This window comes from Ferviditalea candida (genome assembly GCF_035282765.1).
Lineage (GTDB): Bacteria > Bacillota > Bacilli > Paenibacillales > KCTC-25726 > Ferviditalea > Ferviditalea candida.
The window spans coordinates 20,168-41,328 of the sequence record NZ_JAYJLD010000017.1; the positions used below are offsets into that span (position 1 = coordinate 20,168).

Here is a 21,161-nt window from a genome sequence, read left to right on the forward strand (position 1 = left end):
AGCAGCTGCCAAAAAGAGAATCGGGAGTTTTCCCCGATTCTCTTTTTGGCATAGCCGATCATTTATCCAGCAAGCTGCTATAAGGATTTCCAGGCGGCGATAGCCAGAAGAAGCCAGGAAACAATGAATGCGACTCCCCCCAATGGCGTGATCGCTCCCAGTGCCTTCACACCGCTGGTGCTCAGCGCATAAAGGCTGCCGGAGAAAAGCACGATGCCGGCAAACATCAGCCAACCGGCCCACCCCGCCAAAGACGTACCGGCCAGCTTTTCAGACAGTATTCCGATAAATATCAGTCCCAGCGCATGAATCACGTGATAATGGACTCCGGTCTGGTAGACCGACAGCATTTCCGATGAAATTTTCGACTTCAAGCCATGCGCCCCGAATGCGCCTAAAGCGACCGACAGCAGCATGTTGATGCTTCCGAGCGCGACAAACAGTTTCAGCATTGCCTCCGATACACTCCTTTATCCATAAATTAGCAAATGAGTCTGTCCGAATTTATCCCTAAGTGTAGTCTCCGAAGGAGACGCACATCGTAAGCAAACGCTGATCATTTCCGGGACAGACTCGTATTCCATGACCTATGTTTTTATTTTAGCACATAATCCGCCCGCCCGTCCCGCTTCATCCTATTACAGAATCAACTGCAGCACGATCAACGTCAGCATGATCAGCAGCAAATACAGCGCCGTAAACGGAGCATTCCAATAAGAAAGACGAAAATTGCTTTGATTGACGATATTCGACATGATCCCGAGCGTCGCGTTATACGGCCCCATCAAAAAAGCCGGCACCGCCCCGCCCAGCATCGCGACGGTCAAGATCTCCGGATTGATCATTAAAATCTTCGGATCGAGCGCTTGCGCAACCAATGCCAGCGCCACAGCCGGATGAATGCCCGAAAAAGCGAGTACGAACGGAATTATCGGGACTAAGACGATAAACAAATAATGTCCGATTATGTCTTTAATGTGCAGAATGGCTGTATTGATCTGATCCTCAAATCCGGATACCTGAATCGCCGACAGAAAAAATCCCGCGCATAAAAAAATGTAAAACTGGTCTTTCATTTTGGCTATATGCGTGTCGAGATGGGTCTTCAAGCCCCCAAAGAACAGCTTGCCCGCCCCCAAAAACAACGACCACGCTAAAGAAATCGGAATCACGAGCAGGGAAACGGTCAGCAAAAAGCCCATATTAAATATCAGATCGCTGGCCCAAATCAGCACATTGATGATCACAATCGCAGCCAGAATATGGATAAGCCTTCCCTGCCGCTTTGCCGGAAAGGCCTCTTGAGCGGATGCCAGTTCCTGAACCGCTTCCGGTGATTCATGCGCAGTCCCGGAGGATCTTCTTTTACTTTCCCGACGCGCCACAAGCATGCCTGTCAACCAATCGAGCAGGAGCCCCAGCACACTTAACGGAAACATAATCCGCAGCATCGAGCCCCAGTTTACCTTGGTCATTTCAACCACAATCCCCACAATGGGAGTGACCGGCGCCCACAGCAAGGGCATGCAAAAGCCGCGGGTGATCGACCGGGACATAAAACGCACTTTGTCCTTGATCGGGAACAAATCCACCGAGCTTTTGATGGAATAATACATCATGGGCAGCGTCGCCACGTTCATGAAGCTGCTCAATAAAAACGACAAACCCGATGTGATCCAATACAATTGGCCCGATTTTTTGATTTTTTTGCGGATGACCTCCTGCACGGACAATGCGTAATTTCCAAGCCGGATCGGCAGCGCAAAAATCGGCACCAAAGCAAACAGGGTGAGCAGATCCAGCATCTTTCCGAATGAAAGAATATATTGCTGAACCTGCGCACCTCCGTGAACCAGCATCCAAACGCCCAATCCCAAAAAAACGAGACCCAAAACCATGACAAAACGCTGTACCCGAAAGATAGTCGCGGAAACGCTCAAAATGGCCATTATCGCAACCAGATAGGCGATCGCTGTGCTCTGAAAGAAATTCGAGAAAATATAAACGGCAATAGAAGCGACAAACAGATACTTGACCATAAAGACCCCTTCCTCCAAGATCGCCGCGATTTTATTTTGTATACCATATACCAAAAAAAGAAATGAATTCACCATTCTATTTTAAATTGGATGTACAGACGAATACAAGGCTTTTTAAAAAATTTAGCTGTCGTCCTTGAAGAATTCATATTTATACTGAAAGCGGGCTGCTTCTGCTGTTTCTGAAAATGAAAAATACCGGCGCTTTAACGTTTTCCTTCATTTTCAGAAAGTTAATTCAGGCCCGCTTTCAGTGGAATTCATTTTTAGAGGGAGTGAATTTTCAAGGTATAGACAGTTTCTGCGTACATTTGTTGTCCGCTCCACATAATCTATTAATAACTGAATATATAATAGTGTGCTTAAATCAAACTGCAAGCAGGGAGGGAGCAGCATTGAGCGAACCGTTGTTTATCGTTTCGAAAGATGATTGGTCTTTGCATCGCAAAGGTTACCAGGACCAAAGCCGGCATCAGGAAAAAGTGCGCGAAGCCGTCAAGCAGAACCTGCCGGACCTGATTTCCGAGGAAAACATTATCATGTCAAGCGGCAAACACATCGTCAAGATCCCCATCCGCAGTTTGGACGAATACCGTTTCAGATACAATTTTCAAAAAAGCAAGCATGTAGGCCAGGGTGATGGGGACAGCCAAGTCGGCGACGTGCTGGGAACGGATGCGGAGGAAGGGGCTAAAGGACAGGATGGCGGGGCCGGAGATCAAGCCGGAGTCGACTATTATGAAACGGAAATCAGTCTGGAGGAATTGGAATCGATGCTGTTTGAGGAATTGGAACTGCCCAATCTTCAGGAAAAAGACAAACAGCAGATGGAGTCCAAGGATATCCGCTTCAACGATATCCGCAAAAAGGGCATCATGTCCAATATCGACAAAAAACGGACGATTCTGGAGAATTTAAAGCGCAACGCGAGGGATGGCCATCCGGAAATCGAGGGAATCACCCCCGATGATCTTCGCTTCAAAACCTGGGAGGAAATCGTCCTGCCCCATTCGAACGCCTTGATTATTGCCATGATGGATACCTCAGGATCGATGGGCGCCTTCGAAAAATACATTGCCCGCAGCTTTTTCTTTTGGATGACCCGGTTTTTGCGAAAAAAATACGATCAGGTGGAAATTCTTTTCATCGCCCATCATACCGAAGCCAAGGAAGTAACGGAGGAGGAATTTTTCCACAAGGGGGAAAGCGGAGGAACCATCTGCTCGTCGGCCTACCAAAAAGCATTGGAAATCATCGACCATCGCTATCCTCCGAACAATTACAACATCTACCCCTTCCACTTCTCCGACGGAGACAACCTGACCTCGGACAACGAGCGATGCGTCCGCCTGATCGATCAGCTTCTGCAGCGCTGCAATATGTTCGGCTATGGGGAAGTCAACCAATACAACCGGACCAGCACGCTGATGTCCGCTTACCGGCATATTACGCATCCGCAGTTTTATCACAGCATTATCCACGAGAAAAAGGAAGTCTATAAAGCGCTGAAAAGCTTCTTCGGCAAGGAAAAGGTGGGATGACGCATGAGTCGGGATGAGATCAAAGAACTGGAGTGTTCCATCGACGAGATTAAGGAAATTGCCAGCGGATTCGGATTGGATTTTTACCCGATGCGCTTCGAAATCTGTCCGGCCGATATCATTTATACCTTCGGCGCATACGGTATGCCGACCCGCTTCAGCCATTGGAGCTTCGGCAAGGCGTTCCACCGGATGAAAACCCAGTATGACCTTGGACTCAGCAAGATTTATGAGCTAGTCATCAATTCGGATCCCTGCTATGCCTTTCTGCTGGACGGCAACTCGCTGATCCAGAACAAGCTGATTGTCGCGCATGTGCTGGCTCACAACGATTTTTTCAAAAATAACGCGCGATTCATGAACACCAACCGGAATATGGTGGAGAGCATGGCTGCGTCCGCCGAGCGCATTCGCGAATATGAAATGAAATACGGAAGATTGGAGGTCGAACGGTTCATCGATGCCGCCCTGGCCATTCAAGAGCACATCGATCCCAGCCTCGTCAAAACATTCACACGGCACCTGGACGATCTTGAGGTGGAGCAGAACACAAGACAGGGGACCGGCAAGAATACGCCCATGCGTGTGACGGATTATGACGATCTGTGGGTGCTCGACAAACCGGCGGAAAAGGCAATAAATGAACCGGAACGGCACCGATTCCCACCTGAACCGCAAAAGGATCTGATGTGGTTCATTCAGGAGCATTCCCGCAAGCTCAAGGACTGGCAGCGCGATATCATGACCGTGCTGCGTGACGAAATGCTTTATTTCTGGCCGCAGATGGAGACGAAAATCATGAACGAAGGCTGGGCTTCCTACTGGCACATCCGGATTCTCAGGGAGATGGATCTCACACCCGAGGAGACCATCGAATTCGCCAAGTTGAACGCCTCCGTCGTGCAGCCGTCGCAATACAGCCTGAATCCTTATTATCTGGGGCTGAAGATTTATGAGGACATCGAAAAACGCTGGGATAACCCGACGGAAGAAGAGATGACGCGATTTCACCGCAAGCCGGGGGAGGGGCGCGCCAAGATCTTTGAAGTCCGCGAGTTTGAACTGGATACGTCCTTCCTTCGCAACTACTTGAACAAACAGCTGATGGAGGAGCTCGATCTCTATGTTTTTCAGAAGCAGGGCGCGGAATGGAAGATCACGGACAAATCGTGGGAGAACGTCAGAGACGAATTGGTTTACTCCAGGGTCAACGGAGGCTTCCCCTATCTGCTTGTGGAGGATGGCGATTACCTGCACAACGGGGAGCTGTATATCCGGCACGCTTACGAGGGAGTCGAGTTGGATCTGAAATATCTCGAAAGAAGCTTGCCTTACGTGCAGCAACTGTGGGGAAAAACAGTGCATCTGGAGACGGTGATCGAAGGCAAACCTGTCGTGTTTGCCTTTGACGGCAAGCAGCATTCCCGAAAATTTCTTTGAAGAAAAATACAATTTCAGGCGTCCAATATACAAACCGCCTTCAATCTCAAACTTGCGATGAGATGAGGCGGTTTATGCAATTTCACCCGGAAAGCGACTGCGGAATTATTGGATTCCCGCCAGAGCGCTACGCATAATATCATAATTGATGGCGCCCTGGTAGCGTTTGCTGATAACGCCCCGGGAATCGATGATGTAGGTTGTCGGGTAGCCGACAACCGCGTACAGATCGGACACCTCGCCTTTCTTATCGAGCGCGATCGGGAAGGACAAGCCGTAATCCTGGACGAAGACGGGCACCTTGGCGGGATCTTGTTCCGTGAACGTCAAATTGACTCCGAGCACGACTACCCCCTGTTTTTCATACTCCTTATAAATTTTTTCCATGTGCGGCATTTCCATCTGGCAGGGTGGACACCAGGTGGCCCAGAAATTCAAAATCACTTTTTTTCCTTTCAGATCGGAAAGGCTCACGGCTTCTCCGTCGAGCTTGGATAATTTGAAATTCGGCGCGATATTTCCAGCATTCAGACCGACTTCCTTGTTCTGCAAAACCGAGTCGCCTGCCGCCTGATCCTTGCCTTTTTGCGCATAATCGTAGACTCCCCAAAGGACCAGGCCGAGCAAAAAGACAATCGCGACCGCATTCATCATTTTATTCTTTTTCACGCGTATTCCCTCCACCTTGAATGTCAAAATGTATAGCCGAACTGCGTCAGCCAGGCGCTGATCCTTTGCAATTGTCCCGAAAACAGCAAAAGCCCCATCCCGATCATGATCCAACCGTTGATGACGGACAGCGCCGGAATCCATTTGTTGACCCTTTTGACCACCGACAGCGAATATGTAATGAGCCAGGAGATGAGCAGGAACGGAAGTCCCATGCCCATCGAATAGACGAACAGCATGAAAACGCCGGACAGCATCGTTTCCGATGATCCCGCCAGCAGCAAAATCGACGAAAGCGCCAATCCCACACAGGGCGTCCAGCCGGCGCCGAAGGCAAGCCCCAGCAGCAAGGAGGTCCATGCCCCCTTGCCGCGAATTTTGCTTTCGTCCCATTTTTTCTCGTACATCAAAAATTTCAGCTTCAGGATTCCCGCCATCTGCAGTCCGAATACGATAATCAGCAGGCCGGCGATTTTTTCGATCAGATCGCGCTTTTCAGCGAACAGCTGGCCAATGATGCTGGCCGACGCCCCCATGATCATGAAGACGACGCTAAAGCCGAGAATAAAGCTGACCGACCGGATCATCAGCAGACGCTTATTGGCGTCAATCCGGTTATCCCTTACCATCGTTCCCGTCAGATGGGAAACGTACGCGGGAATTAACGGAAACACGCAGGGGGACAAAAATGACAGCAAGCCTGCGGTAAAAGCGACCCAAACCGTGATATTTTCCATGACTACCCCTCCCCGTTGATTTCCATTGAAGATTTTCCACCGCTGAAACGGCTTAAACCCAGGGCCGCTGCAGCCGAAAGCACGTAAATCACCTGTTCGCCGCTGAATCCCCATACGAGCGGAACACGATCCCGCGACAAATAGGTAAAGAAAAGCCCGAACAAACTGTACCAAAGAACGGTCTGCTCCGTCCGCTTCCGTTCCCCGGGCGGCTGCCCTCCGATCAGCATCCATACGGCTGTTCCGCCCGCCAGGAGCATTTGCAGCAGCGCGGGAGTGTCCAGCATACCGCCGAACAAGTACCCAAGCGCATGATAGGCAAATCTTGCTCCGAGATATCCGATGAACAGCATTTCCAGATAAACGGGCCACCCAACCTGATCTTTGCGCGCACGATACAGGATGTACAGCATGGACAGAAGCACCGCCAGCAGAATCCCCGGATCGCCGCCGTTAAAATACAGCAGCGAAAGCGGCTGTTGAATGGTCGACCGAAAATCAAACACCAGCGGGCTCAGCTTCCAGACAAAGATCGATAAAATCAGCGCATTGACCAGCGTGTCACTGACGTTTTTGTGCATTGCAGCGTCGGACCGCAGTCTAAGCTTCAGCAAAATGTACCCGATTAACGAGGACAACAGGAAAATCAATAAATCCGGATTGACGACAAAAGGCCCGATTTTCAAAGCAAATCCTCCGATCTTGATGCCGGCTTTCGGCTTTCTTCAAGCTCTGATGCTTCCCCCTGCAAAGGCAGCGAGATCCGGAAGGTGTGCCGGTTCCCTTGCGAGACAAGCGCAACCTCTCCCCCGTGCCGGCGCACAATTTCCTTCACAATCGCCAATCCCAGACCCGAGCCGCCGGTCGCCCGCTGCCTGGAAGGGTCAAGCCGGTAGAAGCGTTCAAAGGTATGCTCCGCCTGATCCTGCGGAATCGGCTGACCGGTATTGGTCACCGAGATTTGGTACTCCCCCGTAGCCCATTTGCCGGTGATCCGGATCAAACCGCCGGTATCGTATTGAATCGCATTGCCGAGCAGATTGTTCAGCACCTGTTTGATGCCGTCCTCATGCCCGGGAATCGTGCCCTCATCCAATTCCGTTTCACAGCGTATATGCTTGGATCTCATTTCCAGCTCAAACGCTTGAAACATCGACTGAACCAGCGGTTTGATTTGGATTTCCTGCAATGCGGATTTATTCAGCCCCTTGGCTCCCCAGACCGCCAATTCATGAAGCTGCTCCACAAGCCGGGTCAACCGCATCGATTCTTCATAAAGGGATTGATACAGCTCCGGATCACCTTGAACCACACCCTGACTCAAATCCTCCAAATAACCGTTGATATTGCTGAGCGGCGTCCGAATCTCATGCGAAATATCGCTAAGCAACTGCTTGCGGGTTTTCTCCCCCCGCTGCAAAGCGGCGGTCAGCCGGTTAAAATCCACAGTCAATTGTCCCACCTCATCGCGGGATGAAACCGGAATCGGAGGCGGATACCTGCCCTCCGTCATCTGTCTGGCGGAAAAGGCAAGGCTCCGCAGCGGCCGGACGAGCCGGCGGGCAAAGAAGTAGTGGATAACGGCAGCTACCGCCACCGTAATGATGCTCGCCTGTAGAAGATAGACTTCCATCGTACTGTTGAACAAACCGGTCTTTTCCCGACCGACCAAACCGTTTTGATTGACCAGATAGCAGGCAAAATCCTTGACAGACACCCCGGTCAGCCAAATCACAACCCCGATAACCATCGCATTGAGAAAAACAAGCCTTCCCGCAGCTTGCTCACATGCACGTCGACGGTGCGGTCGATGACCGACTTTTCGTCATGAGGATACAGCTCATCGAGTATTTGTTCCCGCGTCAAGATCTGGTTCGGATGCCGCATCAAGAAATGCAGCAGCCGGAATTCGTGCTGAGTCAGGCACAATCCTTACTACTCTATTTTAACCTTTTTTCATGCCAATCCCAATCCTATCCGGCAATTGTTAAGAAACGTTAAAGTAATCGCAAAAAAATCAAACATAAAATGCCTCCTTAAACCCAGGCCGAAGCGGGTAAACCCATACGGCCGGATCCATGCAAGAGGCATCTTTAATGATTTGCCGTTTCCTCATTTTTAAGAACGTGTTAGCGGTTATTTTTACGATTTTAAAGGCGTAAAAGTTTCCGCAGAAAACTGCTTCCGGAAGCATAAACTTCCGCTCCTCCGTCACATCCCTTTTTCTTCGCTAGCCTTTTTGAACACGCTCTTTAAGTCAATCTCCTTACGTGAGCAAAGAGTAAATCAAATAGGCCAGTAAAAACAAGAAAACGGGAAACAGGATGTACGTCCAGATGATCGGGTTGGTTGTGGCAGGATGCTTCACCCTGAACTTGGCCGCTTCGCTGTCATAGCTATTCCCCTTCTCCTGTCTGACGAAAACGGCTCCCAGAATTACGCCCGTTAACATGATGCCTGTCAAAATCAGATAAAGAACATCATTCAGCTCCAAGACGAGACTCTCCTTGTTGTCGGAATTTGTTCTTTATTTTTCCCGGATCGGGTATTCTTATCCATGCTTCCGACTTCGTCTATTTGCCGAATATCAAAATGTAATGCGAATCCGTCGGAAAGGTAACGCTCTCCACAGTGAATCCCGCCTGCTCCACCGCCTGTTTCATCTCATCGGAATGGATCCGGTGATGGAGCGGCGGTCCCTGCGGGGTTTCTTTCTTTTCCCATTCCAGGCACAGGCAGTTGCCACCCGGCTTCAGCATCCGCTGAATTTCTTTCAGCCCTTTGGAAAGAGGCTCAACCTCATGCAGGACAAGGGAGGCAATGACATGGTCAGCCAAGCCGTCCTGCAAAGGAATTTCTTCAATGGCCCCTTCCACCAATTCCACGTTGCTCAATCCCTCGGCATCCACACGTTCCCGAAGCGCCTCAAGCATCCGTTTCTCCACTTCGAGGGCATAAACCTGTCCCTTCGTCAACTGTGCCGCAGGAATCGTGAAATACCCCGACCCGGCCCCAAGGTCCAATATGATGTCCGTTTCGTTCAGCTTCAGCAGGCCGAGAATTTGCTCCGGCGGCAACGCTTTTCTTCGTTCAGGGTTATCCAGCTTGTGCAAATTGGACGGATCAAATCTTTTTTCACTCATTCGGCATTCCTCCCGTATTGTTTCCCGAAATGAAGCTTCACTGCCATCTTATCCTTTTCATAAGCCTCTGTCAAAAATCCCCTGACAAAAATGCCGAATTACTGAAAGAGACTGTCCCAAAAGAAAGTGTTCGGTTAATCTCGGTTAATCTGCTCAAATGGGCAAAGCGAAGGAAAAAGAGCGAGTGTTGATAAAAATCTGACCACCACACTCACTCTTTTTGGGTTTAAAAAGTAATTTTTGTAATTTTAATTATTCAGCAATTCCATAAGAATGGATTCCGGAATCATGATGCGTCCGTTCACGTTTTCCACTTTCATGGTCAGCGTGCGGCCGATTCCGTTCAGCGTCGCGGTGGATTGTCCTTGTTTTACCACCAGCGTATTGCCGTTTTTGCGCAACGTCAGCTGCTTCGCATGGTTATCCCAAGCTGCATCGATGGAATGATCCTTAGCCGCGTCGCTGGCTTTGAGCATCGGGTCGTTGAACGGCAGGCCGCCGATGTAACCGACCAATCCGGCTTTTTTGTTGTCGAAGTTTTTGTTGATCAATGCGTCGACCTCGCTTTTCAGCGGTTCTGGCAACAGCATTTCGTCCCCGGGATGCTGCACATTGCCCAAGATGTAAGTGTATCCGTTCATGTTGTCAACAACGCTCAAGCCTGTTGATTCCGCACCTGCAGGCAAGGATAGGATACGGGAGAGCTTTTGGGTTTCGATGTTGTAAGCCCAGAGATAATTGTTGGCATGCATGCCGCTGTCTTCGCCGATGAACAGGGTTCTCAATTTTTCTGAGAAGAACAGGTTATCAGGGTTGGCGACTTTATCAACCGCGGCTGTGTTTCCGAATTGATCAGCTTCTTTCAGGTCTTCGCCGACTATCAGACCTTGCATGAAGGAAGGAACATAGTTGCTGTCGATGTAATTATTGCCGCTGTCTTTTTGTCCGCCCTTCAGCGTCAACTCGTAGGTTACGCCGGCTTTGATCTTCTTGATCTGGATATCGTCGGTCGGATCTTGGCCTTTGCTGTCTTTTTCCATTGCTTTTTCCATATAGGACATGGCGACATATACTTTCTTATCCTTGCTGTTGACCGCAACGCCTTCCATTTTGTTGAATTCGCTCGTTGCTCCCAGCATGGCGCCATATCGGCGGGATTCCAGGAATGCGGCGGCTTTCTCCATGCCCGGCTTCACTTTCAGCCATTCCACTTTGCCGGAAGGATATGTTTTGATTTTGGTGAACCCTTCGGTATCTTTATCTGCCGTTTCGAAAATATCGCTGAATTTGATGCCTTTGTCGATGTAGGATTTAATTTCGTTGTCGGTGGCAGTCCCAAGCTTGATCCATTTCAGATCTGCGGAACCGCCATTGTCTGCGCTCTTTTGCATCCATTTGGCCGCATACAGCGTACCAGCGGACAGATCCTCGGCTTTGTCGGCTACATACATGAACAGCATGGTGTTTCCGCCGTCATCGCCGAAGAATGCGGTTTTGCGGTCAGGAGCGATTTTGCCGAGCTCATGGGAGAAGCGGCCCATGCTGTAGTGCTTCACAACAGTTGTGGAATTGTCTTTATGAACAGTCACTTCCGGCAGGAAGCCATAGGCGTAAGGGTTGCCTTTCTTGGCGTCGCCGAAATACTTTTCCGCGAAAGAAGAAACGAAAGTTTTGCTGTTGTCCGCTTCATAAGCGCGGGCATCCGCATCATATTCCTCGCTGCTCAGGAAGGTGTTCCAAGGAGTAAGAGATCCGTTGCAAGGAATCCACAGACCGTCGACAGACGAAAAATCGACTTTTTTGAGAGCTGTCGCTTTCAGGGCGCCGGTTTGTTTATCCTGTTCGATATCGGACAATGTCATAGATGCGGGAACCAATCCGTATGCGGATTTTCCGGCATTGTCAACCGTAATATATTCATAGTGGGTCAGCAGGGACAATGAATCTTTGCCGTTCACATGCAGCAGCGCATTGGCATCCGGCCCATCAGAGATATAAGGAACCGGGGTTCCTTTACTGCTGTCCATGATCGGCTTGCCGTTTACGTCAATCGGAGTTCCGGCGGCCATTCCGTTAAATGTTGTTGTCGATTTCATGATCGTGTTGTAAGTTAAAGGATAAGTTTGAACCGATCCGTCGCTGAAGGTTACTTTCGCTTTAGCCGTAATGTACACCTTCGCCATGTTTTCTGCAGTTGTCGGAGCATCCGTGCCGATAAACTCCACCGATTTGATGGTTGCGCTTTTGCTTGCCGCGGCGTAAGCCGGTGTTACCGCCGGCACCAGCAACGCCACGCTTAATGCCGGAATCAAAAGATTTTTGTTCAGTTGTTTTTTGAGCTGTTTCTTGAAGCCGTTTTTCATCCAAATAACCCTCCCCAAAAATTATCGTACATCCTGCCGATCACATTTTGATCGCGACATTGTCAAGAATACAGCTTGTACGTTTGGGGAATGTAAAAATAGATCCATATTTACATTAAAATTAGATTAATAAATCGTTAAGACGAGATTAATAATATTTAAATAGTTTTTAAAATTTGGAAACAATCCGCTCATTCATCGATCCCGGAAAGCGGCATCCGCTTCGCCCGGCGGAGCTCCCTGCGGACTTTGTCCCAGTGAAGCAGCTCATACATAATCGGAACGATCAACAGCGTCAGCAGCGTGGACGTCACCAAACCGCCGATCACGACCACGGCCAAGCCCGTAGAGATCAGCGCCCCTTCACCCAATCCGAGCCCCAACGGCAAAAGAGCGCAGATTGTGGCAATCGCGGTCATCAGAATCGGGCGCAGGCGAGTGCCGCCGGACTCCAGCAAGGCTTCGCGGATGATCATGCCTTTTTGCAACCGGTGCTGTACACGATCGACAAGCACGATCGCATTGGTCACCACGATCCCGATCAGCATCAGCATGCCGATCAGGCTGGAGACGGAAATCGGCTGTTTGGCGATAACCGTGCCCAACAGCGCGCCGATCAGCGCAAACGGCAGCGAGAACAGAATCGCCAGCGGCGCCTTGCCTTCGCCAAATGCCGCCACCATGACCACATATACCATCCCGACCGCCACCAGCATAGCCAATCCCATATCGGCCATCATGTCCTGAATCTGTTTATTGCTTCCCTCCAGAAGATACTCCGTTCCTTCCGGAAGCTTCAACCCGGCCAGCGTCTCCTTCACTTCCCTGCTGACTCTTCCCGCATCATCATCCGTAATATCTCCGGTAATCATCGCATAATCCTCGCCGTTGCGCAGCTGAAGCACGCTCGGCTGGCTGATTTCCCGCACATCGGCAATGTCCTTCACCGTCAACGTCCGGCCTCCCTGAGCCAATAGCGGCAGATTGCGAATGCTCTCAAGACTGCCGAGCGGGACACCCTCAAGACTCATGTAAAGATCATTCGTTTCATTCCCGCTGCCGATTCTTCCAACCTGCTGCTCCGTCAAAATCGGCCGAATAAGAGCAGAGGCCTGATAAGCGGTCATCCCGAATTTCAACGCATCCTCTGGACGGATACGGATCTCTACGCTGACGGTTTCCTCCAACAAGGTATTGGTTACACGATCCGTACCTTTGATTTGCTTTACCGCTGAGGTGATGACGGCTGCCGCATTTCGAATATCCGTCTGCGTATTTCCGATCACGATGATATTGATTCCCGCCCCTGCGGGACCTCCGCTCAATTCCTGGATATCCAGCTTGGCCCCGGGAACGCCGGGAATCAACTCCTTTTTTATTTGTTCAATAAAAGAGAGGACGTCCGTCTCCGGATCGAGACTGACAATCCACAGTGCTTGATTGCTGGCTCCGGATGTCATCGTCATCGGATCGAATTCCCCTTTGGGCTTGCCCGAAGTCACCTGGGACAGCAGCACGTTCGGCGATTCGCGGAGCTTCCTGTCCAATTCCCGGGCCTGCTCGTCCACCGCAGTCGTCTCCGTCCCCGGCGGCATGGTTAATTGCAACATCAGAAATTTGTCTTCCTGTTCCGGAATAAACGTTACCGCGACCATTTGACCGAGTAAATAGCTGCTGGACAAAAACAGCAGGGAAATCAGCAGCACGACCGCCTTGTGATTCAGGGACCAGGACAGAATCCACTTATATTGGACAGTCAGCCCGCTTTGCCGGTGTTCCTTCGGCTTGGAGCTCCGCATGAACAGAAACGCCAGCATTGGGACGACCGTGACCGCGACCAGCAATGATGCCGCAATCGAAAAAACCACCGTAATCGCAAACGGAGCGAAAATCTTTCCGATGATTCCGCTCACCAGCCCCAACGGAGCAAAGACCGCTATCGTGGTAAGGGTCGACGAGGTGATGGCACCGCCCACTTCCTCAGCGGCTTCCCTGATCAAATCCTTGGTGACCCTCGCTTTCTGTTCCCGGATTCTGCGCACAATGTTCTCAATGACCACAATGCTGTCATCCACAACACGGCCAACGGCGACGGCCATGCCGCCGAGCGTCATGATATTCAACGTCACGTTCGTAAAATAATAGAGCAGCGACATGGCCGCCAATACGGAAAGCGGGATGGAGACGATCGCGATCAGTGTCGCCCGGACATTCCGCAAAAACAGCAGAATCAACAGGGAAGCGAACAGTGCTCCGAGCAGTCCTTCCCTGATCATTCCTTCCACCGATTTTTTGATGTCCTTGGCGGCGTCGTAAATCACATCGAGCTTCACTTTATCGCTGTTCTTCGCATATTTGTTCAGCTGCTCCATGACCCGTTCGGACACATCGACGGTATTGGAGTCGGGATTCTTGATGATATTGACGGCGACGCTCGGCTGCCCTTGAACCCGGGTGATGCTTTCCGGGATGTCTGTTCCTTTGCGGATTTCCGCGATATCCTTCATTGCGGTCCGGGGAAACGGGGAGATGACCAGATCGCCCAATTGTTCGACGGATGTCACTCTGCCCGTGACAATTACGGGTACCTTGATCTTCTCGAATACGGCTTCCCCTGCCGGAACGGACAGATTCATCGCTTGGAAGACCTGAAGAACCTGCTGGAACGAAATTCCCCGCGCCTTCATTTTCTGCGCGTTCAGTTTGATATAGATGTCGTCTGACAGCAAACCGTAGGTCTGCACCCTGCCGACGCCGTCCAACCCTTGCAGTGCCGGAACAATGCGGCTCTTGACGATTCGCTGCAGCTCTTCCGTCGACGTGCCGTTCACCGCGGTGATGGAAGAGTACATCATCGGTCCGCTGGCGAATGAAATTTTGCTGATCTTCGGGCGTTGAACCTGTGCAGGGAGTTGGACGTTGTTCAGCGCCTCTTCAACCTTCGATCTTTTGTTTTCGATGTCGGCATCAAAGCCGAATTCGAGCGTGATGGTGGCAACACCGCTGGCTGAATTGGAAATGACCGATTTGACCCCGGGGATATTCATCAGGGCTTGTTCAATCGGCAGAGCGACGTCATTCTGAGCTTCCCGCGGCGACGCCCCAGGATAGATTGCCGTGATGAATAAATACGGAATCGAGATGTCGGGCATCGATTCCTGCTTAAACCGGGTTGAAGCATAAAGTCCGTCAAATATGATCAAGATGACGAGAATGACGACGGCAACGGGATTTTTCAAGCTGAATCGGGTTAACAGCGACACGAAGATTCCCTCCTGGTTCCTGTCCATTTGTTCTATGTTTCCACAAATTTGAGGCAGGTTATCCGGTCAGAGGAAATGGGAAAGGAAATGTGACAGACTCCATACTGTCAAGAAAGAGCTTGTCATCGATCCGATTAACGGCGTCAATTGACTGCCCGTGCAACATGCTGGGGAGGGGTAAGTCCTTCCAGACTGATTGGCAGGAAGAGTCGATCCGTTTCATAGGGAATGAAAACAGCCCGCGGTTCTTTCGCGCGGGTCTGCTTCGATTGTTTACTATTTTCTACTCCTAAAGAGGCAGGCCCATTTTCAGTCATGTGTCGTTAACGCCCTGTCGAGCAGCCCGAGCAAAGGGCTTCGTATTTGGCGGAGGAGCTTCAGCGTTTGCCTTTGACTCTTGGATGTTAACTTAAGTCAATAGCAACCGGAACCGGATACAAGCCCGGAAAGCCGGGTCTCACTCGACCTTTTCAACGCAACTTTTGATTTATGGGACAACCTCTTACTCCGATACCTTCATTTTGACCTTAAGCCAGTCTGTCCGATAAAAGCGGATCATCAGGGCTGTGCCGAGCACCGTCAAGTAAAGATACAAGGATACCCAAGCGCCCACGCTCCCCAAACCCATTATAAAGGTAAGCAGATAAGTCAACGGCACGAAGCCAGCGAGACTGAACAGCAGAGAGGTCCGCAGCAAAAAAGACGTGTCGCCGATCCCCCTCAAGCCGCCGGCATAAAAATTGAACAGGCCGTCAAAAATCTGCATGAAGGCCGAAATTTTGATTAATTCAGCCGCAAGCGCGGACACCTGCGAATCTGCTGTATAGTAGCTCGCAATCGGTTCCGCAAAGAAAAATTCGAAGGTGCCCAATACCAGCAAAAACAAACTGCCGATAATTGCAGTATCCGTTCCCAAGCGGCGGCCGGACAGCGGTTCGCCTCTGCCCACTTCTTGTCCGACCAGAATAGTGGCTGTGGCGCTGAAGGCGAAAGCCGGCATAAATCCCAGCGACATGACATTCAACGCTACCTCATTGGCGGCAAGCGCATTTGCCCCGAGCCTTCCGACAAACGCCGTGAAGATGAACATGGATATACTCATCGCAAATTCCTGCATGCCGAGCTTTCCGCTTTCCGCCGCAATCAGCTTGGCCTCGGGCCGGTTGAACTCGAACCGGACACGAGTATGAAAACGCGGATGCATACGAATGAAATACATGTACAATGCGCCTGTCAAACCCAGCGCTTCACCGATAAAAAACGCCCATCCGGCGCCGACAAGCCCCAGTTCCGGAAAACCCAGCTTGCCGTAAGTCAACACGTAAGTAAAAAAAATCATTCCCAGACTTCCCGCAAGCGACAATAACGCGGGAGTTCTCGTATCGCCGACGCCCCGAAAAAAACCGTGAAATACAAAATTGAAAATTCCGAACGCCATTGCGTAAAATCTCAACCGAAGATAATCTTCGCCGGCGGCCGCCATGCGATCCGATCCGCTGATCAGGGACAGGATACGTTCAGAAACCGTAGCCCCTGCGGCAAAAGCAAATACCGCCACGCCCAGGCCCATAACCAAAGCGAGCTGAATCCGTTTGACGCCTCTGTCCATATCATTGGCTCCGTAACTTTGAGCGACGAGATAATTAACGGTTTGACCGATTCCCGAGAACAGCGCCCAAACATTATACATAATAATATTGGACACCCCGACGATAGCGATGGCGATCGCTCCCAAATGACCGACCATAATCAGATTGATCGTTCCGGTTACCGTCATGGCGGCAAAGGAGAGAACCGAAGGCAAACCCAAGAAAAGAATCTTCTTCCAGCTTTTTAGCATACTGTACCTCGTCGTTGATGTAGGTTCATTCCTTATTGTGCACCGGGGACGCAAAAGCTGTCAATTCACACTTGCCGTTCAAAGATTTGTCACAAATCAAAAGCTGGACGTCCCTGCTGTTATCATCCATAATGAATGATAAAGTCTGTGATTCGAACCTAATCATCTATCCTGAAAATTCACTTCCGCTAAAAAACCATTCTACTGAAAACGGGCCTGAATTAACTTTCTGAAAATGAAAAAACCGTTAAAGCGTCGGTATTTTTCATTTTCAGAAACAGCAGAGGTAGCCCACTTTCAGTATAAATGTGAATTCTTCGGGGAAGCTTCAACGTGCCATTTTCATCATCCGTTGGCGCCATGAAAATGGCATGGACGTCTAATTGTTGGAGGCAGTCGTTATGAACGACCGATTCAAGACGGCCTGGCTTGCTGTTACAGCTGCGCTGGCCCTCTCTCTTTTTGCGGGGGGCTGTACGGCTTCCAAACAAAGCGATGGCGGCCCCGGACAAACTGCAAATCCGGCATCGTCCGCCGTCGCCGCCGACAGCCGGAGCACCGACGTGAAAAATGTGTCCCAAATATTCGTCAAACCCGCTTCGGTTGTCCTTCCTCCTGTCGGAGACAGCAGCGCGAAGGCCTTCCAGCCGTTGGAAATTGACGGAGTGCTTGATAAACAAAACCAAATTATCCTGTACAACGGAACCGATAAAGACGAAATGAAAGCTGCCAATCCAAAGGATTTCGCCTTCACCAGCAGCAATCCCGATGTCGTTACGGTCAACAAAGAAGGTATCATCTCGGTTTCGCCGAAGGCGGTTACGGGCGACACGGCCAAGGTGACCGTCCGTTATGCCGACAAGTCCGCCGAATGCCTGATATCGATCAAATACTCGCTTCAGCAAACTTTGACCACGGGGCCCGACGGGCTGGCGGTCGTGACCAATCCTGCGGATCCGGCTGTTGTGGTGAACAAGCAGCGGGGCCTGCCGGCAGATTATATCCCCATGGATCTTGTGCAGCCTCATGTTCCTTTTTCATTCGCCGGCGATAGTGAAAAAAAACATTTGCGAAAAGCAGCCGCCAATGCGCTGGAGCAGCTGTTCGCCGCCGCAAAGAAAGACGGCATCGAACTGTTTGGCGTTTCCGGATACCGTTCTTACCGGACCCAGCAGACGATATTCAGTTACAATGTCAAGCATCAGGGGGAAGAGGAAGCGCGCAGATTCAGCGCACAGCCCGGACACAGCGAGCATCAGACCGGCCTGGCCATCGATGTATCGTCCCAAAGCGCGAAATTCGGTCTGGAGGAAACGTTCGGGGATACGGTAGAAGGCAAATGGCTGGCCTCGCATGCGCATGAATTCGGCTTTATCATCCGCTACCCGAAAGGAAAAGAAGAGAGTACAGGCTACGCCTACGAGCCATGGCACATCCGTTATGTCGGTAAACAAATCGCCGAGCAGATTTACCGGAAAAACTGGACCCTCGAAGAATTTTTTAGCGGTACGCTGCCGGCTTCAAATTCATGAATTGATCCGAAGACCCTAGAGGCATCTGTCCCTCAAAAGTTTACAAATAGTTGTAATTATAGTAAAATAGTAGGTAGTATTTGGAACGGAGTGATTCTCATGATGATGCCCGTCATCAAGAAAACCGATTCGGGTAAAACCCATATGGTTCAAATTGATCTGAAAGATGTGCTCTTCATCAAAATCGAAAACCGTAACATCGTCTATCATACCCAGGACGAGACCTACTATCATATTTCCACCCTATCCGAACTGGAGGAACACCTGTTTGACGAGGGATTCGATTTGTTGGACAAAACCAATCTCGTAAACCTGAACCGGATGAAGCACCTCGATGAGAAGCACGGGAACATTTATTTTGAAGAACATCCGACCAAAGAAAGCAAATTCGCTTCGATTGCCCTGATCAAGCAAAAAGTGATGAAAAACCAATTAAAAAGCATCATCGCAAAAAACACGAATAAACAACTCAATCTTTCAGACAACCTCTCGAATAAGGGAAGGATAAAGCTCCCGAATCTCGAAATTTCCATGCAGGACAATTAGGATACGAGCAACCGCAGCCGAAACCGGCAAAGTTCATCGCATATATGCAGCCGTTTCAAGAGCCGCCGTCGAAGCTTTCGACAGCGGCTCTTTCGCATCAGACAAATTTTAATAAGGTTTTTACCGGTTCAGCAGGCTGCCGACATACTTGAGCAGTTCATTGGAGCAGACCGGACAATAATTATGTTCGTCCATCAGCCTTTTGCTGACCTCGTTTATCCGCTTCAGCTGATTTTCATCCGGTGTTTTGGTCGAAGTCGTAATTTTGACGATATCCTTCAAATCGGCAAACAGCTTTTTCTCGATCGCTTCCCTCAGCCTGTCGTGAGAACTGTAATCGAATTTTTTGCCTTTTCTTGAATAAGACGACATGCGGATCAAAATTTCTTCCCGAAACGCCTTCTTCGCATTCTCGGAAATTCCGATTTGTTCCTCGATGGAACGCATCAGCCTTTCATCGGGATCAAGCTCTTCCCCGGTAATCGGATCCTTCAGCTTCTGCCAATTGCAATACGCTTCGATATTATCCAAATAATTTTCCATCAGCGTCTTCGCCGATTCTTCAAAGGAGTAGACAAATGCCTTCTGCACCTCTTTTTTGGCCATTTCATCGTATTCCTTGCGGGCCATCGCGATGAAATTCATATAGCGCTCCCGATCTTCCCGAGAAATCGAGGAATGCTGGTCCAGCCCTTCCTTCAAGGCCCTGAGGACCTCCAACGCGTTAATGCACTGCAGGTCGTGCCGGATCAGCGCGCTGGAAATGCGGTTGATTACATATCGCGGATCGATGCCCGTCATCCCTTCTTCCGTATTTTCCTGCTGCATCTCCTGCAGATCGGCATCCTTGAATCCTTCAACCTCTTGCCCGTCGTACAATCGCATTTTTTTGATCAAATCAATCCCTTGCTTCTTCGTTTCCTTCAACCGGCTGAGAACGCTGAAAATGGCGGCTGCGCGCAATGCATGGGGGGCGATGTGGATATGGTGCATGTCGCTTTGCCGAATGAGCTTGTCGTATATTTTCACTTCCTCGGAAACCTTCAGATTGTAAGGTATTTTCATAATGATCATTCTGGACTGCAGGGCTTCATTTTTCTTATTGGCGATAAACGCTTTGTATTCCGCCTCGTTGGTGTGGGCAACAATCAGTTCATCGGCCGAAATCAGCGCGAATCGTCCTGCCTTGAAATTGCCCTCCTGAGTCAGCGACAGCAGATTCCAGAGAAATTTTTCGTCGCATTTGAGCATTTCCTGGAACTCCATAAGGCCTCGATTGGCCTTGTTGAGCTCACCGTCAAAACGGTATGCTCTCGGATCAGATTCCGAACCGTATTCCGTAATCGTGGAAAAATCGATGCTGCCGGTCAAATCCGCAATATCCTGCGATTTCGGATCGGAAGGGCTGAAGGTGCCGATGCCTATGCGATTTTCCTCGGAAATGAACACCCTTTCAACGATCACATTTTCGATACTGTTATCGTAATCCGTTTTCAATCTCATTCGACAGGAAGGGCACAGCGAGCCTTCAATCTTGACATTCAATTCCCGCTCGATTTCCGGGCGGATTTCCTGAGGAATCAAATGGAGAGGCTCCTCATGCATCGGACATCCCTGAATGGCGTATACAGCCCCCGCTTCCGTACGGGAGAATAATTCGAGCCCCCGCTTCAACATGGTAACGATCGTCGATTTGCCCCCGCTGACTGGTCCCATCAACAGCAAGATTCTTTTTCTGACATCCAGTCTACGCGCAGCGGAATGGAAATATTCCTCCACCAATTTCTCGATGGACCGCTCCAAACCGAAGATTTCCTGTTCAAAAAATTTATATTTTCTTTTCCCGCTTTCTCCCTCGACACCTTGCGATTGTATCATTTCGTATACGCGGGCGTGCGCCGTCATAGCCAAATGAGGTTTTTGCCGGACCATCTCAATATATTCCTGAAACGTTCCGCGCCAAGCCAAGCTTTCCGTTTCCGACCGATGATCAGCTATCTTTTTGAAAATGTCCATGTGTACCTCCTTCCCCACTGCTCATCCCAAGT

The 21,161-nt window shown here is 50.1% G+C and carries 17 protein-coding genes; 4 read left to right on the top strand and 13 right to left on the bottom strand.

Translation table 11 applies throughout. The features are described from left to right. Window positions 1–77: 77 nt before the first annotated feature. Window positions 78–449 carry a DUF423 domain-containing protein gene (locus tag VF724_RS12295; RefSeq protein ID WP_371754599.1) on the bottom strand — a complete coding sequence of 124 codons (372 nt, stop codon included), beginning with the start codon at window positions 447–449 and terminating at the stop codon, window positions 78–80. 189 nt (window positions 450–638) lie between these two features. Beyond that, entirely contained in the window at window positions 639–2,039 is a 1,401-nt protein-coding gene (locus VF724_RS12300) for a hypothetical protein (RefSeq protein ID WP_371754546.1), read from the bottom strand. 395 nt (window positions 2,040–2,434) lie between these two features. On the opposite strand from VF724_RS12300, the gene yhbH reads away from it, so the two are divergent. Both yhbH and VF724_RS12310 read left to right on the top strand, forming a co-directional pair. Further along, the gene (yhbH, locus tag VF724_RS12305) at window positions 2,435–3,580 is read left to right on the top strand and encodes a sporulation protein YhbH (RefSeq protein WP_371754547.1); all 1,146 of its coding nucleotides are present in this window, start codon (window positions 2,435–2,437) and stop codon (window positions 3,578–3,580) included. Window positions 3,581–3,583: 3 nt separating this feature from the next. Continuing rightward, window positions 3,584–5,020 (top strand): SpoVR family protein, encoded by a 1,437-nt coding sequence (locus VF724_RS12310; protein WP_371754548.1) that lies wholly within the window; start codon window positions 3,584–3,586, stop codon window positions 5,018–5,020. A gap of 105 nt (window positions 5,021–5,125) precedes the next feature. Here the strand turns inward: VF724_RS12310 and VF724_RS12315 are convergent, their stop codons facing one another. The 10 genes from VF724_RS12315 to VF724_RS12360 form a co-directional block, all read right to left on the bottom strand. Then, window positions 5,126–5,689 (bottom strand): peroxiredoxin family protein, encoded by a 564-nt coding sequence (locus VF724_RS12315; protein WP_371754549.1) that lies wholly within the window; start codon window positions 5,687–5,689, stop codon window positions 5,126–5,128. A 23-nt stretch (window positions 5,690–5,712) separates the two neighbouring features. After that, complete coding sequence (locus VF724_RS12320; protein ID WP_371754550.1) at window positions 5,713–6,426, bottom strand: cytochrome c biogenesis CcdA family protein; 714 nt, start codon at window positions 6,424–6,426, stop codon at window positions 5,713–5,715. 2 nt (window positions 6,427–6,428) lie between these two features. Next, window positions 6,429–7,112 (bottom strand): hypothetical protein, encoded by a 684-nt coding sequence (locus VF724_RS12325; RefSeq protein ID WP_371754551.1) that lies wholly within the window; start codon window positions 7,110–7,112, stop codon window positions 6,429–6,431. After that, window positions 7,109–8,161, bottom strand: coding sequence for a sensor histidine kinase (locus VF724_RS12330; protein WP_371754552.1), 1,053 nt, complete (start codon window positions 8,159–8,161; stop codon window positions 7,109–7,111). The genes VF724_RS12325 and VF724_RS12330 overlap by 4 nt, the downstream gene beginning before the upstream one ends. Continuing rightward, window positions 8,158–8,355: a winged helix-turn-helix domain-containing protein gene (locus VF724_RS12335; RefSeq protein ID WP_371754553.1), complete on the bottom strand. Its 198-nt coding sequence runs from the start codon at window positions 8,353–8,355 to the stop codon at window positions 8,158–8,160. The genes VF724_RS12330 and VF724_RS12335 overlap by 4 nt, the downstream gene beginning before the upstream one ends. Before the next feature lie 337 nt (window positions 8,356–8,692). Continuing rightward, window positions 8,693–8,920: a hypothetical protein gene (locus tag VF724_RS12340; protein WP_371754554.1), complete on the bottom strand. Its 228-nt coding sequence runs from the start codon at window positions 8,918–8,920 to the stop codon at window positions 8,693–8,695. A gap of 79 nt (window positions 8,921–8,999) precedes the next feature. Then, window positions 9,000–9,569: a class I SAM-dependent methyltransferase gene (locus VF724_RS12345; RefSeq protein ID WP_371754555.1), complete on the bottom strand. Its 570-nt coding sequence runs from the start codon at window positions 9,567–9,569 to the stop codon at window positions 9,000–9,002. A 248-nt stretch (window positions 9,570–9,817) separates the two neighbouring features. Beyond that, window positions 9,818–11,932: an alkaline phosphatase PhoX gene (locus tag VF724_RS12350; protein WP_371754556.1), complete on the bottom strand. Its 2,115-nt coding sequence runs from the start codon at window positions 11,930–11,932 to the stop codon at window positions 9,818–9,820. A gap of 191 nt (window positions 11,933–12,123) precedes the next feature. After that, window positions 12,124–15,195: an efflux RND transporter permease subunit gene (locus VF724_RS12355; protein WP_371754557.1), complete on the bottom strand. Its 3,072-nt coding sequence runs from the start codon at window positions 15,193–15,195 to the stop codon at window positions 12,124–12,126. Between the two features lie 502 nt (window positions 15,196–15,697). Beyond that, window positions 15,698–17,035 (bottom strand): MATE family efflux transporter, encoded by a 1,338-nt coding sequence (locus tag VF724_RS12360; protein WP_371754558.1) that lies wholly within the window; start codon window positions 17,033–17,035, stop codon window positions 15,698–15,700. Window positions 17,036–17,436: 401 nt separating this feature from the next. Between VF724_RS12360 and VF724_RS12365 the strand changes: the two genes are divergently transcribed. Next, the gene (locus tag VF724_RS12365; RefSeq protein WP_371754559.1) at window positions 17,437–18,567 is read left to right on the top strand and encodes a D-alanyl-D-alanine carboxypeptidase family protein; all 1,131 of its coding nucleotides are present in this window, start codon (window positions 17,437–17,439) and stop codon (window positions 18,565–18,567) included. A gap of 99 nt (window positions 18,568–18,666) precedes the next feature. Then, window positions 18,667–19,113, top strand: a complete 447-nt coding sequence (locus VF724_RS12370; RefSeq protein WP_371754560.1) for a LytTR family DNA-binding domain-containing protein — start codon at window positions 18,667–18,669, stop codon at window positions 19,111–19,113. A 120-nt stretch (window positions 19,114–19,233) separates the two neighbouring features. Here VF724_RS12370 and VF724_RS12375 read toward each other — a convergent pair whose 3' ends face one another. After that, window positions 19,234–21,129, bottom strand: coding sequence for a PrkA family serine protein kinase (locus VF724_RS12375; protein WP_371754561.1), 1,896 nt, complete (start codon window positions 21,127–21,129; stop codon window positions 19,234–19,236). Window positions 21,130–21,161: the final 32 nt, after the last annotated feature.

Bases quoted from the DNA above. Each gene is read 5' to 3' on its own strand.
- VF724_RS12300 (WP_371754546.1), bottom strand. From the start codon at position 2,039: ATGGTCAAGTATCTGTTTGTCGCTTCTATTGCCGTTTATATTTTCTCG.
- VF724_RS12310 (WP_371754548.1), top strand. From the start codon at position 3,584: ATGAGTCGGGATGAGATCAAAGAACTGGAGTGTTCCATCGACGAGATT.
- VF724_RS12320 (WP_371754550.1), bottom strand. From the start codon at position 6,426: ATGGAAAATATCACGGTTTGGGTCGCTTTTACCGCAGGCTTGCTGTCA.
- VF724_RS12345 (WP_371754555.1), bottom strand. From the start codon at position 9,569: ATGAGTGAAAAAAGATTTGATCCGTCCAATTTGCACAAGCTGGATAAC.
- VF724_RS12350 (WP_371754556.1), bottom strand. From the start codon at position 11,932: ATGAAAAACGGCTTCAAGAAACAGCTCAAAAAACAACTGAACAAAAAT.
- VF724_RS12360 (WP_371754558.1), bottom strand. From the start codon at position 17,035: ATGCTAAAAAGCTGGAAGAAGATTCTTTTCTTGGGTTTGCCTTCGGTT.
- VF724_RS12365 (WP_371754559.1), top strand. From the start codon at position 17,437: ATGAACGACCGATTCAAGACGGCCTGGCTTGCTGTTACAGCTGCGCTG.
- VF724_RS12370 (WP_371754560.1), top strand. From the start codon at position 18,667: ATGATGATGCCCGTCATCAAGAAAACCGATTCGGGTAAAACCCATATG.
- VF724_RS12375 (WP_371754561.1), bottom strand. From the start codon at position 21,129: ATGGACATTTTCAAAAAGATAGCTGATCATCGGTCGGAAACGGAAAGC.